Consider the following 22,589-nt stretch of genomic DNA (forward strand, 5'->3'; position numbering starts at 1 on the left):
ACTACGTCTGTTGCCGCATCCATTGTACAAAACGTAGTCATTTTTTAGTAAATACAATCACATTATATATGAAGCGACTGATCAAAACGTACTTTCCGCTATTACTAATCTGCCTATTGCCTTTTATGGGAGTAGCACAGACCACTTCTACTTCATCTCCTAAATGGAAAGAAATAGAACGACTTATCTCCATCAGGAATTATGAGCAGATCCTACCACTCCTAGCAGACATTAAAGCTGAAGCCCGTCGCAGCGGCAATTCCGCGGAATGGATACGCGCCATTGTTGCCGAAGGCCAGACAAAGAAAGTCAACCGCACCAATGACAGCTTATTTGTCGAGGTCGAGAAACACTTCCAACAACATATCAAACAGGCATCTCCTATAGAAAGAACAGTTCTGAATAACTTTTATGCGCTATTCCTTGCTTCGAATATAAACCTATATCTGAGCGACACAGACAATAACTTTATCGCAAGTGACAACAAACAAAAAATAAAGCATATCGATTCCCTGTTCCACCTTTCCCTTGAACCCAAAGGAGCCTTGCTTCAAGCTCCTTTGGAAAAATGGGCAGACCTGTTTGTTTCCACCCAAAACGTATCGTTATCTCCTACCTTATATCATTTCTTAGCATACCAATACATCGATTTTATCGCGAGCTACGAACGGGGTAATGGCGATAAAGTAAATCAGCTAAAAGAAGAGATTATTGCAATCAATGAAAGCAAAGGTTACACGAATGCAACGTCTTATCTGCTTTCATTGAGACAGGATAACTCCTACCTTCCTGCTCTTGAAATGGCAACCAACTATCTGGACATCATTGCAAGAAACAAAAGCGATTATAATGCGTACCTGCTAGCTCAGGTTGCCGGAATCTATAATAGCCGTGGCGACAAAAAGGAAGCGTTAAAATACATCAACCAAGCGTTAAAAGAATATCCCAAATCGCCTTGGATCGACGAATCAAACAACCTTTTAAAAGTAATCAAACAGGTTAATATCCAACTGACGGCCAAATCATTCGCTCCTGCCAATCAATATACACCCATTAGAATCAGCACTACAAATACCGATAGTCTATATATCCGGGTCTACAACACCAGCAATACGCTCAAATCATATCGGTCCTTCGATGTTAAATATGATTCATTGACCCATCAGACGAGCTTAGACGCCAAACTTGTTTATGAGGAGTTGCTGGCATTGAAGTCCTTTGCAGATTATCAGAACCACAGTACGCTTTACAAATTGAATCCACTGCCATTTGGCAATTATACGATTCTGGTATCCAACAATAAGGATTTCAAGGATGATGGGCTGTACTTCGAGGTCGTAGATCAGCAAATTATTATTTCTGATCTTTTTATTTCGGCCAGTCAAGATAAAGACGATGATAACAGCACCTTGTTTAGGGGATTACTGCTAGACAGGATCTCAGGCAAGCCTTATACCGATAAAAAAATACAACTGTATGAACTGAACCGCAACAACAGGTTAGATTTGGTCCAAGGACTACGCACGGATAAAAAGGGTGAATTTTCGTATACCTCCAACCAGAGAAGAGCATTTGATTCTTACTTACTTTATCTCCCACAGGAAAATCAACTGATTGACCTCAATAAGCTAAAAACAATAGGCAGGCATGTTTACAATAAACCACAACCGGACGAAAGGAACCAAATCTCCATACAGACCCTGACAGATCGTGCCATCTACCGACCGGGGCAACAGGTTTACTTTAAAAGTATATTGTACAATAGTCACGCACTATTGGGAAAAGTGATGGAAAAAGAAGAGTTGAAAATTTATCTTCACGATGCCAACCATCAAAAAATAGATTCTTTGACCGTGACCAGCAATGCTTACGGTTCGATAAATGGGAGCTTTATTTTACCGAACAAAACATTGGCAGGATCATTTAGGATCGTAGCTCTACACAAGGGTAGAGAGCAGGGTTCCCATTACTTTCAGGTCGAAGAGTACAAAAGACCGACTTTCAAAGTAACATTTGATACGAACAAAGAGACGTACACACTCCGAGACACAGCAGTATTTACAGGTGCTGTAGAAATGCTGTCTGGAGCAGCATTGCCGGACGCAACCGTAAAATACAATATCACATTTTACAGCAACAAGCACCGTCAATATGTTACTTATGCTGACTCTACAACAACCACTGATGCGGAGGGGAAATTTTCCTTTAAAGTCGCTCTGATGGATTCTATGTTTAAAGGTTTGAATAACTTCTACCTACAATACAATGCCGAGGTAACCAGTCAAAGCGGTGAGATGCAAGCAACAGCAGGTCAGTACAGTTTCTCTACCCGTCCGTGGCAGATTCAAATTCAGACTGTTGGTCGAATGGAGGAGAAAAAATGGAAAAATCTAACCATTAAGACTTCCAATCAAAATGGCCAATCCCTTTTATTTGCCGGCAAAGTCAATATATATCAGTTGAGTCAGCCGACGACAGTCATGACCAGAGAAAGTAGCCAGATCTTCAGCAACCTCGAATACCATTTACTGAGTCCTGAAGAATACGAAAGGTATTTTCCAGTCCTATTTGATCGAAGCTTATTACACAAAGAAGCACAAAAGGAGCTGCTCGCGTCCTACGAATTCGATACACGCGACACGGGTCTGGTCCAGATAGATTCTAATCTATTTGCCAAAGGGCGCTATATGATTGAAGCGATCAGCATACAAGATGGAGACACTATAAAAGCGACCAGTTACATGCAACTGTATGACGCTATCACTAAAAAAGTAAGCAATACCGAGTTCTTGACTGCCAATACCGACAAGGCAAACTATAGCATTGGAGATAAGGTCACCATCTCCTATCAAACGGACGAAAAAAGTGCCAAATACCTGTATTTATTCAGTTCCCTCGGGACAGCAAAAAGACCAACCCAGTTACTGAATATAAAAAATGGACAGGCTACCTACACCTTCACGCTAGAAAAAGAGCAGGTATCGCCCAACATCTCCTTTACAGCCTTATTGGTTGCTAACAATAAATTGGCAATCACATCGACAGCTATACCGGTGGTCAGACAGGATAAACTCTTACAGATTACTGCTAAAACATTTAGAGACAAAATCACCCCCGGTCAAAAGGAAAAGTGGAGTTTCAGTATCGCGCAGAAAGATCTACCGGTATCCGAAGCAGAGGTATTGGCTACGATGTATGACAGCGCTTTGGATGCATTCGCAAGCAATAACTTCCCATCCTCGTTACCTCTGTATACCCCTTATTTTGGTAACATCCAATATTACCATCTTCTTAACGGGTTCTATAAAGACGATTATTCCAAGTCAATATTCTATAAAAACAATAGGCTACCGACTTTAGGAAATGGATTATCTACCATTTACACTTACGGCCTATTCACGGGGGGACTCATAGATCATCAAGGAATTTTTGACTCGTTCAATTCGCTGAATGAAGTCGTTGTTTCTGCCGCACCCCAGCGGAAAATGACCCTAACAGGATCAGTAGCAGCAATCAGCGCAGAGACAGAAAAAAATGTAGCCATGTATGATGAACTCAAGGATCCTAATCTACAGGCTGAAGTAGAAAACCTGCGTATTCGAGGAGCATCCAGTCCGGGACAATCAACTCCGCTATACGTTATTGATGGAGAAATCACGGATAGCTTTGTCCTTGATAACTTCCCCGCGGACCAAATCGAAAAACTAGAAGTACTCAAAGATGCTGCTGCGACAGCCCTATATGGTTCCAGAGGTGCACATGGAGTAATTCTTATTACCACCAAAGAAGGTAAAAAGAAACAAGATCAGTTGGATCAAGCGCAGACACGTACCAACTTACAGGAGACAGCCTTCTTCTTTCCTACCCTGTACACCGATGCCGAGGGAAATATCAACTTCGAGTTCGATACTCCAGAAGCACTATCAAAATGGAAATTGCTTCTTTTTGCACACCGCAAAGACCTTGCATCCGGCAATGCAACGTTCATCACCCGAACCCAAAAGCAGTTGATGGTACGTCCTAATCTACCTCGATACTTCAGGGAAGGGGATGAAATCACGTTGAAAGCACAGGTACAAAACATAAGCAAACAAGGTTTGAAAGGCAATGCAAGGATTGAAATATTTAACCCAGAAGACAATACAAACATTACCAATCTGTTTTTGAATGGAAATAGCACCCTAGCTTTTGAAGTTTCTGCCACAACCAATAGTATTGTCGAATGGAAACTTAAAGTACCGGCACATATACCGACAGTACAGATTAAAATCGTCGCTGCTACCGATTCTTTTTCTGATGGTGAAATAGTAGAGTTACCGATCCTCTCCAATAAGGTATTGATTTCCGATACAGAAAAAATAATTTTGAAGTCCAGAGAATCCAAAGACTACAGCTTACACAGTAGCGGAAAAGACAATCTACATGCTAAGGTACAGGTACAGAGCAACCCTATTCTGGAAATTATCGCAACACTAGACTATCTGAAAAACTATCCTTACGAGTCCACAGAACAAAGTGGCAGCAAATGGTTTGGTCTGAAAATGGTACAATATGTGGAGAAGAACTATCCAGAAATTGCCACTTACTTCAAAACACTGGACAAAGATCAAAACAAAAGCAAACTCGAAGAAAACAGCAGTCTGAGTGAACTGAAACAAGAGGAAATGCCATGGTTACGAGCCATTAAAAGTGAAAAAGAAAAATTAGCTGCTATCGCTACCCTTTTCAATAGCGATATCCGCGGAGAAATCAAAGCGGTCGAAAAGAAAATACTCCAGAACCAAATTGACAAAGGAGGATTCAGTTGGCTTCAAGGAGGAAAAGCAGATAGTCATATCTCTATACGCCTGCTCGAAATCGTGGGCAAAGTGCTCCATCTCGACCAAAGTCTAGTGGATTCAGACATGCGAAATGCAATGGAAGGTCTCACTCAATACTTAGACCAAGACAGTAGTATCTTTAGCCCCAAGGCATCTGTAGAACTCGCTCTGAATTACCTCTATGCTCGCCATTATTGGACGAGTTATTTCAAGCCTCAGGGCAACAGCATTCAACAGCTCACCAATAAGCTGGTAAAATCGCCTGAGGTGACCGCCAAAGGACCGGCAGGCCTAGCGGCCAAAGCATGGGTAGTCAACCAATTATATGGTAATGCGAAACAGTCCAATGAATTAAAGAACAGAATTAGTCAAGAGGTCGTCCGTGATAAAGACGGCGGTATGTACTGGCCGAGCAATGACCGTGCTTACAACGCCGTCAGTATGCAGTCTTACCTTGTTGAAGCTTATAAGCTAAATGATCCTTCTCAGCTTCAGGCCATAACCCAATGGTTATACTATAAAAAACAAGTAAACCATTGGAACAGTACCTGGATGACCGTAGATGCCATCTATGCACTCCTACTCGCTAATAACCCGGACGACTTTAGCTTGGATAATAAGGTAAGTATACTCGTTGACCGCCAACAGGCCGATACTAAAGATATTGTATTAGGTCAGGTATCCCTAGATTTTGACCGGTCTACATTAGAAAAAGACAAACAGCTAACTATTCAAAATAACAACAATAGAACGATATACGGAGGCATCTATCATCAGTATTTTGTGCCGCTTTCCGAAGTGAAGCGCAATACCAATGCCCTTTCTATTCAAAAGCAATACTTAGTAGAGCGCAACGGAACCTGGGTAGAAACGACAGAGGCTAAACTAGGCGAGCGTATCAAGGTCAAGATCATTGTTATAAATGATGCCCCACTGCAGTATGTACATCTGAAAGATAGTCGTCCAGCAGGCGTGGAACCTGTCTATCAACCTTCGGGATACCGTTGGTGGCAGGGGTATTATCTCAACATGAAAGATGCTTCGACCAACTATTTCTTTGACCATCTAGGAAAAGGAAAAAGAGAGTTCGAATACGAAATCAAAGCAAATAATATCGGAATATTTAACTCCGGAATAAGCAGTCTCGAGTGTATGTATGATCCGACAGTCAATGCACGATCAGCAAATATACAACTCGTCATTGTACCTTAACACACCTTATAATAGACTAAAAAAGGGGCGCCAACTGTTTGTTGAGCGCCCCTTTTTTTAGCAGACTCGTGCTACTACCTATTTTTTGTATCTAACAAGACAATCTTTTCCTTAGGAACTTCCTTACCCTTCTTCGCTGATGTCAGGCTATGTCCTCCGAGAATCGGAGCTATTACCAAACCTACCAAACAAGTAAGTTTGATCAGGATATTCATAGAAGGCCCAGATGTATCTTTAAAAGGATCTCCTACTGTATCTCCCGTAACCGCAGCTTTGTGCGCTTCCGACCCCTTGTACGTCATCTCCCCATTTATTTCTACCCCTGCCTCAAACGACTTCTTCGCGTTATCCCATGCACCACCGGCATTATTCTGAAATATAGCCCACAGTACTCCCGACACAGCAACTCCTGCCATATACGCACCCAAAGCCTCAGGCCCCATAATAAAGCCAACTAGAATTGGAGTGATTATCGTTAAAGCTCCGGGGAGCATCATTTCGCGTAGCGCTGCTTTGGTCGATATTTCCACACACTTATCATACTCGGGTTTGCCTGTACCTTCCAATATTCCTGGTATTTCACGAAACTGCCGGCGTACCTCATTGACCATATCCATAGCCGCCTTGCCAACAGATTGCATCGCTAAGGCCGAAAACACTACAGGTACCATACCACCGATAAAAAGAGCGGCAAGTACATCTGCTTTAAAAATATTGATACCATCTATCCCAGTAAACGTGACATAAGCCGCAAATAAAGCAAGAGCAGTCAAGGCAGCAGAAGCGATGGCAAACCCCTTTCCTACTGCAGCAGTTGTATTACCAACCGAATCCAATACATCCGTACGCTGCCGAACCTCTTTTGGTAATTCACTCATTTCGGCAATTCCTCCTGCATTGTCAGCAATAGGACCGAAAGCATCTATGGCCAACTGCATAGCTGTGGTCGCCATCATAGCCGATGCCGCAATAGCGACTCCGTAGAATCCAGCCAAAGCATAAGATCCCCAAATCGCAAAAGCAAATAATAAGACCGATGAAAAGGTCGATATCATTCCGGTAGCCAGTCCAGCTATAATATTAGTTCCAGCTCCCGTTGAGGAATTCCGTACAATATTAAGGACAGGCTTTTTGCCTAAGCCGGTATAGTACTCCGTAAAAGCAGAAATTAATCCACCAACGGCCAATCCCACTAGCGTTGCATAGAAAATATTCATCCGTGGTATATCTTTCAATCCTTCGCCAAAGAACTTCATTTTTATAACCTCAGGCAACATGTATTGAATCAGAAAAAAACAAGCCACGACCGTCAAAATGATAGATACCCAGTTGCCCATATTTAGCGCCTTCTGCACTTGAGCTTCTTTAGCATCATTGCTCGATACTTTGACAAAGAAGGTACCGATGATTGAAGCCAATATACCGACTCCAGCAATTACAATCGGCAGTAAAATTGGTCCCATACCTTGAAATGCATCTGTATATACCGTACCGGATGCTTCACTCATATCTTTGATAACATAATTACCCAATACCATAGAAGCCAGCACCGTCGCCACATAAGAGCCAAAGAGATCGGCTCCCATTCCCGCTACATCGCCCACGTTATCGCCCACATTGTCGGCGATAGTTGCAGGGTTTCTAGGATCATCTTCAGGAATTCCCGCCTCTACCTTACCTACTAAGTCTGCGCCAACATCCGCAGCCTTCGTATAGATACCACCTCCAACACGTGCAAATAAAGCAATCGATTCTGCCCCTAGAGAGAATCCTGCCAATGCTTCCAACACCACCGTCATCTCACTATAGAAGCTGTTCTCACCCGAGATAAACATCTTTACGAACAACAGGAAAAAGATATTCAATCCCAATACGGCCAATCCGGCAACGCCCAATCCCATAACCGTACCACCTGAAAAGGAAACTTTCAATGCCTGAGGCAAACTGCTACGAGCGGCCTGTGTTGTACGTACATTGGCACTGGTAGCGATACGCATACCGATATTTCCAGCCAATGCAGAAAAGAAAGCACCGAATACAAACGCAATGACAATAATCCAATGCGTAGTCTCTACCAAAGTCGAAACAAAAAATAATGCGATGGAAGCAATAACGACGAAAACTAATAGAATACGATACTCTGCTTTTAAAAAGGCCATAGCACCCTCTTGGATGCTTTTCGAAATAGACACCATCCGGCTTTCACCGGAATCTTGTTTTTTTACCCAACTTGACTTGGATAGCATAAATAATAGACCGAGCACAGCAAGAGCCGCTGGTAGGTAAATAATAAGGTTCTCCATAAACTGTTTATTTGGTTACTAGCTTAAAGCTATCACTTTTTTTTGACAACCAAAAACCTTTAACACTTTCTTTTTGAGCCCCTTTCAATCAAAAACATTAATTGGAGATCCAATAATAAAGAGAGTCTCTTACCTCGACCCTTTCTAAATCCACCAATCTGCGCAGCACCTGAATTCGCCTATTATCATCAGACACAGGAATTCCATCAATAAGTTCATGTAGCTCTAATGGCTTTTCAAGCAGCAAAACCCGTATTCCCTGTTCTATTTTTAATTCTTGTTCTTCTTTAAAATTCCGGCTCAAACAGAGATCACATACACCGCACACCTCAGATTCAAGCTCGCCAAAATAAGAAAGCAAAGCTTGGCTTCTGCACATTTCCTCATCTAGATAGGCATACACTGCTTTGACCTGACGCTCCTTGATCTGCCGACGTTCTCTCAAAAAATCAGTATCGATATACAAGTTTTTGTAATCAACACGACTTTGCAAAAACTGAAGCTGGGGTTTATCTGTACTTTTCAAATAGGAACCAATTTGTTGCTTTTCCAATCCCTGTAACAGCTCTACGATCACCTCATAAGGTACTTTTAGTTTCTTCGCAAACTCGTACTCATTAATGGGTATGTAGAAATCGAACACACCTCCATAAGTACGCAGTACGGCTTTAATAATAGGATCGTATTTGGCCGATTGTACTTGAAATTTGTACAGCTCTTGAAAGTCAACTTCAAATTTGAAACGGGAAGGTATATAGACTGCTTCGGACAACGAAATCCAGCCATCGCGTTCTAAAAACTTAAGAGCACTCAAGGTTTGTAATAGATCCAGTGTATATTTCTTACTAAACTCGACAATATCAAAATCAAAAAACAAACCTTGACCAGATCCATAAGCGATCTGATAATAATTCGCCAGATAGTGATATACCTGTTGGATAAAACTAACTTCAGGAAAGCTGTTCTCCAAATTTGTCCACAGACGGTCTCGGTCCGCCTGTTGGTACAAAAGCACAGGGAATGCCTTCTTTTCATCACGCCCTGCACGTCCTGCCTCTTGGTAATAAGCTTCCAACGAATCGGGAATATCCAAATGAATGACAAAACGCACATCGGACTTATCGATTCCCATACCAAATGCATTAGTTGCTACGATAACCCGCATCTTATTCGAACTCCAAGCATCCTGTTTTGCCGAACGCTCTTTCATTCCCAACCCCGCGTGGTAATAATCAGCAGGAACACCATGATTCAGCAGGAACCGAGCCACTTCCTGTGTTTCCCTTCGATTACGAACATATACAACACCTGTACCACCGACCTTTTTGACAATACGCAACATCCGGTTCATCTTATTTTCCTCTTCCAATGCCATGTACCCCAGATTGACGCGCGCAAAGCTACGGCTCAAAACATGGGGACTCACAAAACCCAACTGCTCTTGGATATCGACAATAACATGGGGCGTTGCCGTTGCTGTAACTGCTAAAAAAGGAACTTTAGGATGTAATTCACGAAGTTGAGCTATCTGTAGATAAGAAGGTCTAAAATCATAGCCCCATTGCGATATACAGTGTGCTTCGTCGATAGCCCAAAGATTGACCTTCATGTAGCGAAGCCGCTCTCTGACCAGATCGGAATACAATCGCTCAGGAGCGAGGTAAAGAAACTTGATTTTACCGAATATGCAATTATCCAATGCTATATCAATTTCTCGGTATCCCATACCGGAATAAATAGCTATAGCTTCAATCCCTCTACCACGCAGTTGCTCTACCTGATCTTTCATTAATGCGATCAAAGGACTAATCACCACACAAATTCCCTCTTGCATCAGCGCCGGTATTTGGAAACAAATAGACTTGCCTCCCCCCGTAGGCATCAAAGCCAGCGTATCCCTTCCGTTTAAGACGGATGAAATAATTTCTTCCTGTAAAGGACGAAAACCATCATATCCCCAATACTGTTTTAATATAGAAAGACTATTTTGTACCATTTCTTATTCTCCATCCCAAACATAAGCAAAATTATTTTTGAGTATATACATCGGTACATCAAGACTATCCGAATAAATAGATGCAATCGTCCTATCTGCATTACTGCCATCGAACAGAAAAAGTGGGGTTCTACCAAGTTTTTCTACAACACTTGCAATAGTATTTTTATTATTCTTACGCCAGATGACCATATCCACATCAGATAAGGTATCACGTAGTCCTGTCTCCAGAATCAGTATTCTTTTATCTCCTAACGACAAGATGTGATTTTGCCTTCCCGCTGTTACCAATTTTTTATATTCAATATGTTCCAGCGGAACAAACCGACATAAATCCGGCAGTATAGAAAAACGACTACCACTATGACTCAATGAATCAAAAGTAGTATACAACACGGCCTTCCCTTTTTTTATTTGTGCAATGGCCAAATGCGAACGAACATCGTAAATGCGATACCCACTGTACGTTGACCTTTGAACATACTGAAAACTGCCAAAAACCGAAAATATCAACAGACAGGCCATCGCCATAAAAAGAGCCTTTTTATACCTATAATTCCACGCACATACCATTGCTATCAATATTAAAAACGCCAGAACAACTTGAATTTGACTCCATATAATCCCATCCAGCACCGCATAAGGCAGTCTTTCCAAATACGCTAACCCGTATACAGAAAATTGCAGCAATGCTTCTAAGACGACTCCTACATAGGTATTGATAAGTTCCAAAGGACACAATGCCAGCAATATTCCCAAATACATAATTCCGGTACTCGGCAAGGCTATAAACAAATTGGCCGGAATAAAATAAGTAGGGAATTGTCCAAAATAGTATAGAATCACAGGTAATGTAAATAACTGAGCTGCTATAGAGATATACGTATACTCTACAATCCAACTCCACCATCTGATGGTGGGCAGATAGAGCTTTTTCAATAAGGGCTGCAGGAGAAGAATTCCCAATACTGCAAGATAAGACAGCTGAAAGCCAATATCAAATAAGCTCTTTGGAAATAACAACAAGATAAAAAGTGCAGACGCAAACAGGGTATTCAACGTTACTTGCTGCCGGCTGACAGTAAATGAAACAATAAAGAACGTAATCATAATTCCTGCACGAAGTATGGGTGGACTCATTCCAGTGAGAACAACATAAAACCAGACTGCACTGACGACAAGAACACTGCGCAAGGGGCGTCCATATGGAAAATATCCCATCCACTTCAGTAACAAGGTCAAAATTCCAAACACCATCGCTACGTGTAAACCAGAAACACTCAGTATGTGAACCGTCCCTGTATTGGTGAAGGCTTTAACCATCTGCTCATCCATCTCCGAACGATAACCAAAAATTAATGCGACCGCCAGCTGTAATGCTCTACCGTCTTCAATATACAGTGAAAATTTTTCCATCATTTGCTCCCGGAATGAAAGCGCATTCGCCAAAATAATATTCGCTTTGCCTACATCGATTTTGATGACTTCGTCAGAAGCTAAAAAGCATTGGTGCCAAATATTTTTTGTTGCCAGGTAATTTCGATAATTAAATTCGTTGGGATTAGAAGGCATTTTCACTTCCTTTACATTATTTATTACATGTAGCATATCACCATACTGGATTTTTGGCATTGCTACAGAATCTATGCCTATGGTCATCATCAGCTTACCGATTGTACGTGTCTTGCCTGTATCGCTTACTACTGCTTTCACTACTGCTGGAAACCGCAGCATTTTACCGCGCAATTGAGGTTCATCGTCCACCACGACCAAAAGACTCTTCCCCACAAAATTCGAGAAATGTGACGGCTGATAAGACGGCATTGTCCGTAGGGTCAACCACATCCCTAGTAAGCACCAAGTGCTGTAAAAGGCAAGGACAAACAATAACCTTCCCCAAGTTTGCTTTCGTTTAAAAAATCCCAGGCACTGCAATACAAAAAAAGAAAACACAACTAAATACCAGTGCATAAAAGAATCCATTCTATGGTAATATCCTATATAAATACCTAGCACAAAAGCCAAAAAGGGTTTAAGCATAGGAATCTTTGGAAACTCTAAACCAAGGAGATTATTTTTCACCATTGCCATCTGACCTGTATTTTCACATCCGACTTTACCTTACCTGAAATCAATTCCAAGCCTGCACCAATATCATTTCGATCAAAATAATATGTCATCGCACACCTAGCCCAGAGATCTAGATTCTTAACAATTTTATAACGTATATTCAGATAACTCCGCATCCCCTTATCATAATACATTGGAAAACCGGAGGCATACAGCACATCATTTTCATAAGCGTAGATTCTTGTATCGTATCCCTCCGTATCAAAGTAAGCAGCACGTATATTGAACTGGAGCCGAGGCTTTCTCATTTGCCAAAAAGCATCCTGGTAAAATAAGAGACCATTCGTTCTATCGACTCCTTCCTTCTCAAAAAGCATCACTTCCACGCGTGAGCGAATCCGCCAACTATCACTTAGTTTATATTGAAAATCAATACGAAATTGGTCACGATTGACATCTGCCAACACATTTGTATGTCGTGTGTCTAATGCAAAATTCTCTTGTCGGAGGCGATGTCGGTATCGGAATGTTAATTTTCCGATTTTGTACCAAGTATAAGTAAATTGACTCAGAAAATCTGTACCTGCACTTGGAGCATCGATACGATATCTCAACCACGGAAAATGAAAAACATCAAAGTAATTTACCCATTCAATCTTTCTACTCGGATGGTATACCATTCCAGCATATATGCCTTTCTCATTGGCGATCTGACTGCCTTCGCTTAGTGACTGCCCATAGAAACTATGGTAGTCACGTTGATAATTTCTATAATCAACAAAAAGAGAAAGCTTGGAATGCAAACTAGCAATCAATCCGTTGTTGGTAGCCCAACCACCTCCAAAACTGTATGCTGTTTCTCCAAAAAAATAATAATTTCTAAAGGAATAATTATAATGTCCACCAACCACATGCAAACTATTACCCTGGAAGTCAAATAGCTGCCGCATATCGCTCCCTTTTATACGCAAGCCATCATAGGTCATCCCCATGTAAGTAATCCCGAGCTTCAAACGCTGATATTGATAGGCCAAATTACTTCCATAAACGACTTGTCCTATTGCCTTTCGATAGGACTGCTCGGTAGCAGTCCGATGCAATCCCGATTGGCTTATCGTAGAAATAATGCGACTGCCATCCTCTGTTTCCACCTTTCCGGACAGCTTATTATAAGCCACAAACGGAGTCCATCTGATTGCTCCCTTTTCTATAGCAGCCGAAACACCCCGCTGGAAGTTGCTTTCGTTCATCGAAGAATACGGAACGAGCCCCTGTCCCTGTCGAGCGACACTGCCGATCCAGGCTCCTTTACCGAAGCTCAAGCCATTCCACGAAACAAGTCCCTGCCCAAACTGTAGGGCATAATCTCCAATCACAAGTTTCTTGACATACTTACTTAAATTCCGCGCCTCGAGATGCCCCGAATAAAAATCAAAACCATAACGCTGCTTTTCTCTAAAAAATGGTTCCCCTGCATCCTTTTCCATATTCAATGCAACGCGTATTTGATTATCGTAGTTCCATCGATAGCGAAGCGCATATCGGTTAGCATCTCCGAGATACCTGCTCTTACCCTCTTCCTGTATTCGATAGCCAGCAGCAAGCTGTAGCTGACGTCCATAACGCATCATTAGCATATGTTCGTCTTTTTCCATCATTTTTTTAAAAGTCAATCCTCTGAAAGAAGTTGGGGGAGCAATATAAACAAACGGAAGTAGGCGCTGGATAGTTTCAGCATCAAATCCTTTGATCGCTTGAAGTTCGAGCACGCTGACAAAATCCCCTGACCTAGAACGATGAAAGATCAAATTATCAACCTGCTGTGGAGAAAGAAAAAAAAGTACACTTAATTCAGATTCACTAGCGGTATTCAGGTTGAGCGGTTTTCTCAAATAATAATGCAACTTTTCTGATATTTCACTAATATCGACCTCTTCTCCTAATTCTTCTTGAATCTGCTCCAACAGGAGCTCATCGACACGTTCTTCTTCTTGCCCAAAAGAAAGCGCGGGGTATACACCTATCCCCAATATGATTGCCAATATTCTAAAAACCATAAACCAAGGATACTTGAGGAGAAGCTCCTAATTGTGTATGAAAGGATGAAGATATATCGCATAAAAATTTTCCAAGTGTCATACCAACTCCCGTAAAATATTGCATGGGCACTAGGGTGATCCCTCCTCTTAGGACAACCAGTTTATCTATGGAGTAGGCAATACCAAACCGAGGATCTATCTCACCCAATGCAGTATAATAAGCATCCGCTGTAAACAAGACCTCTTTAGATATATGATATAACAATCCCATACCGATCTCTCTAGCGATAGACTGGTCTATACTGTCGTCAAAACGGGAAAAAGAAATATTACGCAGCAACAGCCCTATCGCCATTGCTTTAGTAAAAGTAAAATGAGCTCCTAAATCCATCGAAACAGCATTATCTCCGCCGTAGCCTTTGACATGATATTGGTGATAATTGGTCGATACCGAAGTGGAAAAATAATCACCAAATGCACGAACATAGACAGCCCTTACCGTAAGTAAAGAAGAGGTACCTTTCAACCCATAGTTATTGATGGCTAACCCTAGAGTATTGTATTTACGCAGAGGTAGCGATGCTACGAGAGCATGCGTCTGTATATCCTGTGTTAAAAAATGAGGTTGGTAGCCTATACCAATCTGAGGTCTTTCCAACTTTGCCACCACAGCAGGGTTGGCTGTTAAACCGTACACAGAGGGTACTGCCAATCCGGTATTGGCCATCCCCTGCATTGAAGCGCCGTAGAAACGTTGAGAACGCGCAGTAATGCATAGAAGCGATAAGAGCAGTATTACACCTAACCTCATAATATAAGCAATTGACTGGTTTTCACTAATTTACATAAAAACAATCAATTTAAAAATCTTAATTTGAAATCTGATGAGGCTCTTATCAAAAAAGTCACAAAAAAGCCAGATGGTGTAGTACCATCTGGCTCAATATATCCTTGCTGAATACAGTTTCTGTTAAGTATCTATCTTGGCATACTTTGCATTTCTCTCGATAAACTCTCTTCGAGGAGCAACTTCATCCCCCATCAACATAGAAAATACACGATCAGACTCTGCTGCATTCTCTATCGTCACCTGGCGTAAAGTACGCTTTTCTGGATTCATTGTTGTTTCCCACAATTGTTCTGCATTCATCTCTCCGAGACCTTTATAACGCTGCACATGTACAGAATCCTCTTTACCGGTACCTTTCAAGCGCTGTATCGCTGCCAATCGTTGATCTTCGGTCCATGCATACTCAGACTCCTTCCCTTTTTTCACCAAATACAACGGCGGAGTAGCGATATATATATACCCCTTCTCGATCAATTGGCGCATATATCGGAAATAGAAGGTCAAAATTAAAGTAGCAATGTGGCTACCATCGACATCCGCATCCGTCATAATGATAATTTTATGATAGCGCAGCTTTGCCGTATTCAAAGCCTTAGGGTCTTCTTCTGTGCCCACAGATACGCCTAAGGCGGTAAACATATTCTTGATCTCTTCGCTCTCGTAAATCTTGTGCTCCATAGCCTTTTCGACATTTAAGATTTTACCGCGAAGTGGCATAATAGCTTGATAATTACGATCGCGTCCTTGTTTAGCTGTTCCACCTGCCGAGTCTCCCTCGACAAAGAAAATCTCACACAAAGCGGGGTCATTACTTGAGCAATCAGCTAGCTTTCCAGGAAGCCCAGATCCACTCATCACCGTCTTACGCTGAACAAGCTCACGTGCTTTACGCGCTGCCGCTCTAGCTTGAGCAGCTATGATTACTTTCTGAACGATAACCTTAGCTTCTCTTGGATTCTCTTCCAAATACATGCCTAAGATCTCCCCTACCGCAACATCTACAGCCCCCATGACCTCGGTATTACCCAATTTCGTCTTTGTCTGCCCTTCAAACTGCGGCTCAGCGACCTTTACAGAGATAACAGCTGTCAGCCCCTCTCTAAAGTCATCTCCAGTCACCTCAACTTTCGAATTCTTTAACAAGCCCGACTCATCTGCATATTTTTTAAGCACTCTTGTCAATCCCCTACGAAATCCAGCAACATGTGTTCCACCTTCTATCGTATTAATATTGTTGACATACGAGTGTACGTTTTCCGAATAGGTATCATTGTACTGAAATGCTAACTCTACAGGAATTCCTTGTTTAACTCCTTCTAGATAGATCGGATCAGGAATTAATGGGGAACGAGTGCCATCCAAAAACTTGACAAACTCCTGAAGACCTCCCTCCGATAAAAATACATTTTTCTTCTCTGTACCATCTTCATTCGTTTCACGCTCGTCGACCAAAGTAAGCGTAATACCTTTATTCAAAAAGGCAAGCTCACGTAAGCGATTTGCCAACGTATCATAGTTATAAACAATGGTCTGTGTAAAAATTTCTGGATCCGGTCTGAATGTCACGATAGTACCCGTAATATCTGAAGTACCTACTTCTTTGACATCGTACATCGGTTTACCTTTTTCATATTCTTGATTGAATACTTTTCCTTCGCGATGTACTTCTGCTTTCAGGTGTATGGACAAAGCATTCACACAGGACACCCCTACACCATGCAATCCTCCAGATACTTTATACGTATCTTTATCAAACTTACCACCGGCATGCAGCACGGTCATAACGAGCTCTAGCGCGGATTTATTTTCCTTCTTATTTATACCAGTCGGAATTCCTCTACCATTATCCCTTACAGAGATAGAGTTGTCCTTATGGATAGTTACATGGATATCATTACAGTAACCTGCGACAGCTTCATCGATGGAGTTATCAACAACCTCGTAAACTAAATGGTGTAAACCCTTGGGGCCCGTGTCCCCAATATACATGGATGGACGTTTACGTACCGCTTCCAACCCCTCTAATACCTGGATATTATCAGCCGAATACGTTGTCGGATTCTTTTTTTCTTCGCTCATGTAATATATTAATAACAGAAAAAATTAACTCTCAAAGTTAATAAAAATTAGGTACTTAAGCAAGTCGTTTTGGTAGCAAAAAAACGTCAAAAACACTTTTTTTATATACAAAAAAACGAAAAAGATGGATTTGTAATTTTTTTATAGTAGGTTTGTTTCCTTAACAGTAAAGGTTAATTAAAAAAGTTTAGTATACAAGCTGGAGCGGTGTATAACAAGGCTTTTATGAGTGTTTAAATACAAGAATAGAAAGATCAAAATAGACAAAATAATGAATAGAATTTTAACAAATTTATCAAAAGTTACCTTAGGCTTAATAGTAGCGGCATCGATTACGGCATGTAACCAAAATGCATCAAACACATCTTCGTCAAAAAGTGATAGCACCGCTTCAACTGCCGCAACGTCAAAAATTCAAGAGAAAATTGTCTATGTAAACTCCGATACACTATCAGAGAAATATGTTTACTTCAAAGATATCAAGTCTAAATTGGAGGCTAAAGTGAAGAAAGCACAGACAGACCTGCAATCTAAAGGACAGGCTTTTCAAAGAGAAGTAGCAGAGTACCAACAAAAAGCAGCTACAATGAGTGCTTCTGATCGTCAAGCTACAGAGGAGAAGCTTGCACGTAAGCAAGATGAACTAGGAAGATTAGATCAAAACGCATCACAGTCCCTTGCACAAGATGAAGCAACAGAATTCAACGCTGTGTACAACACCATAACAGAGTATTTGAAAAAACATGCCGAAGAAAAAGGATATCAGTTTGTATTAACTTACTCTAAAACAAATCCTGCTGTAATCTATGCAGATTCAAAATTGGATATTACTAAAGAAGTGGTTGAAGCGCTAAACAAAGAATACAGCGCTAAGAAACCTGCTGAAAAGAAATAGGGAAAAGTCATCCAAAAACAAAAGAGGGATTCAAATTTGAATCCCTCTTTTGTTTTTAAACGAACGGTCGCTAGCATACGGGAATTCGTTCATTCTTGATAATATAAACCAATATGATTACTTTAATGCAAAATTAGAGCAATCCCCTATGGTGACATATATCCTCCAGAATCCAGAAAGCAGTTTTGAATGGATCGACATATCCAATCCAAAAATAGAAGATTTTGCGGAGCTGAAGGAAAAATACAAACTCAACGATGCCTCTATTAAAGACTGTTTAGAAACAGGTCATCTTCCAAAAATTGAAGAATTTGAGAACTACCATTTCCTGATACTACGATCTATTCCGAATAAATTTGACGAAGAATCAGACTCTCTTGTAGAAGTCACCGATCGCATATCCCTATTTTACAATGAAAATGTCGTAATCACCGTACATCGAAATCAAATCGACTTTCTCGAGCGTCTTAAAACAATCGAACGCACTCACAAACGACTACAATCCAGCAAAACATTAGTCAATGCATTAGTCTCGGATACCCTCAAAACATTTGAAGATCTAGTCTTAGGGAAAATGGCTATGCAGCTTGATGAATACGAAGAGATTGTTTTCCTGCATCACCGAAGAAAACCGTTTTTAAAGAAATTATATTATATCAAAAGACAGATTGATGTCACCCGTAGTGTGCTCACACTTTACAAAGATATTGTGGATTACTTCCACATGCCAGAATACAAAAACATCTATACACAGGATTTGAGGGATTTATTTTCAAGAACCAGCACACTCTTTCGCAATATCTCTGAAAACACCTCTCAATTATTGAACATCTACTTCAATATCGAGTCCAACCATACCAACGAAATCATGCGGACGCTGACCATTATATCCGTATTCTTTATGCCTTTAACATTTATCGTGGGTGTCTATGGAATGAATTTCGAAAATATGCCTGAACTGGAATGGGAATACGGCTACGCTGGTATATTGATCATCATGGCCCTACTCTCGGTACTGATCTATTACTGGTTTAAACGAAAAAGATGGCTATAGATTAAATAAGCTTCTTAGACACCGTGGCCACAAACTCTTTAAGATAGAAGGGTTCAAAATAAATCAGGTCTTCAACCTCCTTATTCTGAAATTTCCGGAATGCAATCGTGCTTAAATAAGCGGACGAGTGTTGATATTCTGTATCTATTTTCACTTGAGTATTACCTTCAAACAGTTCTTGGAACTTATTTGCCCCAGAACCGAAAAGCACTACATTTTTCGGAGCAAAAATATCAAATGTACCTGCATCAACAATAACGGCTTCCGTTTTTTGCAGGCAATTCTTTTGATTATCAAATACCGCCATATACACTTCCATCCTCCTGGCATCCAACATGGGAATATAAACAAGATTATCTTGGACCTCGCTCATCGTTATATACCCTTCGTACATACTTTCTAAAGTATTCACACCGATCAATGGGACATCCAATGCATAACACAATCCTTTTGCTGTAGACACGCCAATTCGAAGCCCAGTATAAGAACCAGGCCCCATACTCACAGCCACTGCAGAAAGATCAGTATAATCCAACGATACACTTTTCAACAATCTATCAATACAAACGGTAAGGCCCGAGGCATGCATATTCTTATCCTCTGCTGTAAGTTCGGCAATAAGCTTTCCGTCGTTACTGAGAGAGACCGAGCAAACTTCGGTCGCTGTGTCGATTTGCAATATATAGTTACGCATAGAATGTGATACTTTCTGAAAACAGGTTAAATTCAGGGTATAGGATCATGCCCATGCCCTCCCCAAGGGTTACAACGGGCAATACGCTTAATCGCTAGCCACCCCCCTTTAAACGGACCATACTTAAGAATAGCTTCCTTACCGTATTGGGAACAAGTTGGCGTATATCTACAGTTTGCTCCTAGCAATGGCGAAATAAAAAGCTGATAAAACCGTATGATCAACAAAAAGACCCCTTGCAAAATCTTTGCCGCAAATGAACCAATACTATTGATTATTCTCATTGATCAACTGTGCTAATGCCTTTTCCATTTTTGCCCACACTGTAGCAAAGGGCACTTCTTCCTTTCCCACGTACTGTATCGCAAGTAGCAAGCCCAAAGATTTAGACTCCATGAAAGGATAAAGTGCGATAGATTTTTGCTGTCGGTACGCCTCCCGAATCAAACGCTTAATACGATTACGATGAGGTGCCGCTTTAAATCTGCGCTTTGAAACAGAGATAACGACACTTACCGGAGATTTCACTTTTTCAAGTGACACCTCCATATACACCATACGAAAAGGGTATACAACAAAAGAAGAACCACTATGAAAGAGCTTATTCAGTAAGCTCTTATTACATAGTCGTTCTTCTTTTTTAAATGTTTTTTTCATACGATGACAGAAAAGGCCGGAACGGCACAGTTAAAGTCACCGGCGCTAAAAAAAGTATTAGCCTTTGTGGCGATACTCGTCAGAAACACTAAGACGTTTTCTTCCTTTAGCTCTACGAGATGCTAATACTCTTCTACCATTAGCTGTACTCATACGCTCTCTAAAACCGTGTTTGTTTCTTCTTTTTCTTTGCGAAGGCTGAAATGTTCTTTTCATGACGCTTTATTATATTTTTTTAATATTCTTACCTGTAATTATCCTTAATAGGAATGCAAAAGTAGTGTATTATTTCTAAACTAACAAGGACTAAAATCAAAAAGTTTAGCACAGCACAACTCTTTATCAGGTTAGTCTATTTATTTTTCAATATATCTCTGATCTCAGAAAGCAGCGTCTCCTCTTTAGATGGTGCTGGTGGCGCAGCAGGAGTGGACTCCTCTTTCTTATTAAAAGAATTAATTCCCTTGATCACTAAAAAAATACAGAATGCTATAATCAAAAACTGGATAATCACATTTGCAAAATTACCATATTTTATCGCAACTTCTTCAACACCGGCTACAGCATCAGCTTCCGTGATCACGTATTTTAGACTACTAAAATCTACACCTCCAGTAATATAGCCAATAGGAGGCATAATAACATCATCAACCAACGAAGACACGATTTTACCAAACGCACCACCGATGACAACACCGACGGCCAGATCTAACACGCTTCCGCGCATTGCGAACTCTTTAAACTCTTTTAAAAACCCCATAATTTTCTATTTTTTTGTTTTCCAATATATGTACAATTATAATGATAATAATCAAAAATACGACAATCTATGCAAGTTTTTTATTATTAATTAATCTTAACATGCTAAATATATAAATGATTATTTCGTATGTTTGCAAGAAGCGATCACCTATTCAAGCTCACACTAAATAGTTGTTAAATATATAAATGTTCATCCTCCTTTATGAAAAAGATACTCATCGCAGATGACCACAGCATAGTCAGATTAGGGGCTGCAGTAGTGATTAATGAGAAATTTAAAGATATTTCTATAACTAATGCAGTCACTATTAAAGAAGTCTATGATCATCTTAAATTTGAAAAATTCGACTTGTTACTTCTAGACATCAATATGCCAGGAGGCAATAACATCAAAGTTATTGGTGAAATACTAAATTTTCAACATGATTTAAAAATATTGGTATTTTCTTCTTATGATGAAAACATCTATGCATTACGCTATATAGAGGCGGGAGCAGCGGGCTACCTCAATAAAAACACCGCTATGGAAGAACTTGCAAATGCTATTCAAAGCATACAAGATCGCGGGAAATACATGTCCAATGAAGTAAAGGATCTATACGTACAAAAACTAACTAGCACTAAATCTTCTATGGACAGGGTAAACCCATTGAATAAACTATCAAACAGGGAAATGGATGTTGCAAAACATCTTATAGAAGGTCATGGCATACTAGAAGTATCTAACCTTTTAAGCTTAAGCTCATCAACCGTAAGCACTTATAAAAGCAGAATTTTCGATAAATTAGCAGTCAACAATATACCTGAACTAATCGAGCTCTTCAAGCTACATGCGAAAGATTAATTTTTAATAGTGCTAGAAAAACACCGTCTCCTATTCTTTTCTAGCACTATTAAGTAAGCTTCTTTTATTTCTTATTTTTCAACTCTTGTATTCCTAATCGCAATTCTTGAGAAAGACCTCTTAAGTCTTGAAGACCTTTTCTTAATCGCGTCCCTGCAGCACCGTTCCCTTTCGTGTAAAACTTTTCAGCCTCTACCTCCAATCCATGTACTAAGGCTTTCAATTCCTGAAATTTGCCCATACTTGCCATAATTTACTGATTTATATTGTTATAGATTTAGTTTAATTCCTAAATTAACATCTTTTCCAAAAAA

16 protein-coding genes are annotated in these 22,589 nt (G+C 40.5%); 4 read left to right on the plus strand and 12 right to left on the minus strand.

The window, feature by feature from the left end; translation table 11 throughout:
• Positions 1 to 68 precede the first annotated feature (68 nt).
• A complete protein-coding gene (locus JKG61_RS21075) occupies positions 69 to 6,032 on the plus strand; it encodes an alpha-2-macroglobulin family protein (RefSeq protein WP_202104993.1) in 5,964 nt (1,987 codons plus the stop codon).
• A 74-nt stretch (positions 6,033 to 6,106) separates the two neighbouring features.
• Here JKG61_RS21075 and JKG61_RS21080 read toward each other — a convergent pair whose 3' ends face one another.
• The 6 genes from JKG61_RS21080 to gyrB form a co-directional block, all read right to left on the minus strand.
• The gene (locus JKG61_RS21080) at positions 6,107 to 8,335 is read right to left on the minus strand and encodes a sodium-translocating pyrophosphatase (RefSeq protein ID WP_202104994.1); all 2,229 of its coding nucleotides are present in this window, start codon (positions 8,333 to 8,335) and stop codon (positions 6,107 to 6,109) included.
• 97 nt (positions 8,336 to 8,432) lie between these two features.
• Entirely contained in the window at positions 8,433 to 10,331 is a 1,899-nt protein-coding gene (locus JKG61_RS21085) for a RecQ family ATP-dependent DNA helicase (RefSeq protein WP_202104995.1), read from the minus strand.
• A 3-nt stretch (positions 10,332 to 10,334) separates the two neighbouring features.
• Positions 10,335 to 12,302, minus strand: a complete 1,968-nt coding sequence (locus JKG61_RS21090; RefSeq protein WP_202104996.1) for a ComEC/Rec2 family competence protein — start codon at positions 12,300 to 12,302, stop codon at positions 10,335 to 10,337.
• 107 nt (positions 12,303 to 12,409) lie between these two features.
• Complete coding sequence (locus JKG61_RS21095; RefSeq protein WP_202104997.1) at positions 12,410 to 14,458, minus strand: helix-hairpin-helix domain-containing protein; 2,049 nt, start codon at positions 14,456 to 14,458, stop codon at positions 12,410 to 12,412.
• Positions 14,448 to 15,251, minus strand: coding sequence for a hypothetical protein (locus tag JKG61_RS21100; protein WP_202104998.1), 804 nt, complete (start codon positions 15,249 to 15,251; stop codon positions 14,448 to 14,450). The genes JKG61_RS21095 and JKG61_RS21100 overlap by 11 nt, the downstream gene beginning before the upstream one ends.
• A 159-nt stretch (positions 15,252 to 15,410) precedes the next feature.
• On the minus strand, positions 15,411 to 17,369 hold the full coding sequence (gene gyrB, locus JKG61_RS21105; protein ID WP_202104999.1) for a DNA topoisomerase (ATP-hydrolyzing) subunit B: 1,959 nt from the start codon (positions 17,367 to 17,369) through the stop codon (positions 15,411 to 15,413).
• A 271-nt stretch (positions 17,370 to 17,640) separates the two neighbouring features.
• On the opposite strand from gyrB, the gene JKG61_RS21110 reads away from it, so the two are divergent.
• Together JKG61_RS21110 and JKG61_RS21115 are read left to right on the plus strand one after the other, a co-directional pair.
• Entirely contained in the window at positions 17,641 to 18,264 is a 624-nt protein-coding gene (locus tag JKG61_RS21110; RefSeq protein ID WP_202105000.1) for an OmpH family outer membrane protein, read from the plus strand.
• A gap of 148 nt (positions 18,265 to 18,412) precedes the next feature.
• A complete protein-coding gene (locus JKG61_RS21115) occupies positions 18,413 to 19,318 on the plus strand; it encodes a magnesium transporter CorA family protein (RefSeq protein ID WP_202105001.1) in 906 nt (301 codons plus the stop codon).
• A 1-nt stretch (position 19,319) separates the two neighbouring features.
• Here the strand turns inward: JKG61_RS21115 and tsaB are convergent, their stop codons facing one another.
• The 5 genes from tsaB to mscL form a co-directional block, all read right to left on the minus strand.
• Positions 19,320 to 20,012 carry a tRNA (adenosine(37)-N6)-threonylcarbamoyltransferase complex dimerization subunit type 1 TsaB gene (tsaB, locus tag JKG61_RS21120; protein WP_202105002.1) on the minus strand — a complete coding sequence of 231 codons (693 nt, stop codon included), beginning with the start codon at positions 20,010 to 20,012 and terminating at the stop codon, positions 19,320 to 19,322.
• A gap of 32 nt (positions 20,013 to 20,044) precedes the next feature.
• The gene (yidD, locus tag JKG61_RS21125; RefSeq protein WP_202105003.1) at positions 20,045 to 20,296 is read right to left on the minus strand and encodes a membrane protein insertion efficiency factor YidD; all 252 of its coding nucleotides are present in this window, start codon (positions 20,294 to 20,296) and stop codon (positions 20,045 to 20,047) included.
• Positions 20,280 to 20,669: a ribonuclease P protein component gene (rnpA, locus tag JKG61_RS21130; protein ID WP_202105004.1), complete on the minus strand. Its 390-nt coding sequence runs from the start codon at positions 20,667 to 20,669 to the stop codon at positions 20,280 to 20,282. Before rnpA ends, yidD begins: the two co-directional genes overlap by 17 nt.
• Before the next feature lie 57 nt (positions 20,670 to 20,726).
• Positions 20,727 to 20,885, minus strand: coding sequence for a 50S ribosomal protein L34 (gene rpmH / locus JKG61_RS21135; protein WP_081643199.1), 159 nt, complete (start codon positions 20,883 to 20,885; stop codon positions 20,727 to 20,729).
• Positions 20,886 to 21,021: 136 nt separating this feature from the next.
• Positions 21,022 to 21,429, minus strand: a complete 408-nt coding sequence (mscL, locus tag JKG61_RS21140) for a large-conductance mechanosensitive channel protein MscL (RefSeq protein ID WP_202105005.1) — start codon at positions 21,427 to 21,429, stop codon at positions 21,022 to 21,024.
• Positions 21,430 to 21,633: 204 nt separating this feature from the next.
• On the opposite strand from mscL, the gene JKG61_RS21145 reads away from it, so the two are divergent.
• Positions 21,634 to 22,275, plus strand: a complete 642-nt coding sequence (locus JKG61_RS21145; RefSeq protein ID WP_202105006.1) for a response regulator transcription factor — start codon at positions 21,634 to 21,636, stop codon at positions 22,273 to 22,275.
• 64 nt (positions 22,276 to 22,339) lie between these two features.
• Here the strand turns inward: JKG61_RS21145 and JKG61_RS21150 are convergent, their stop codons facing one another.
• A complete protein-coding gene (locus tag JKG61_RS21150; RefSeq protein ID WP_202105007.1) occupies positions 22,340 to 22,516 on the minus strand; it encodes a histone H1 in 177 nt (58 codons plus the stop codon).
• Between the last annotated feature and the right edge of the window lie 73 nt (positions 22,517 to 22,589).

The sequence above is a fragment of the Sphingobacterium faecale genome, from assembly GCF_016746095.1.
Lineage (GTDB): Bacteria > Bacteroidota > Bacteroidia > Sphingobacteriales > Sphingobacteriaceae > Sphingobacterium > Sphingobacterium faecale.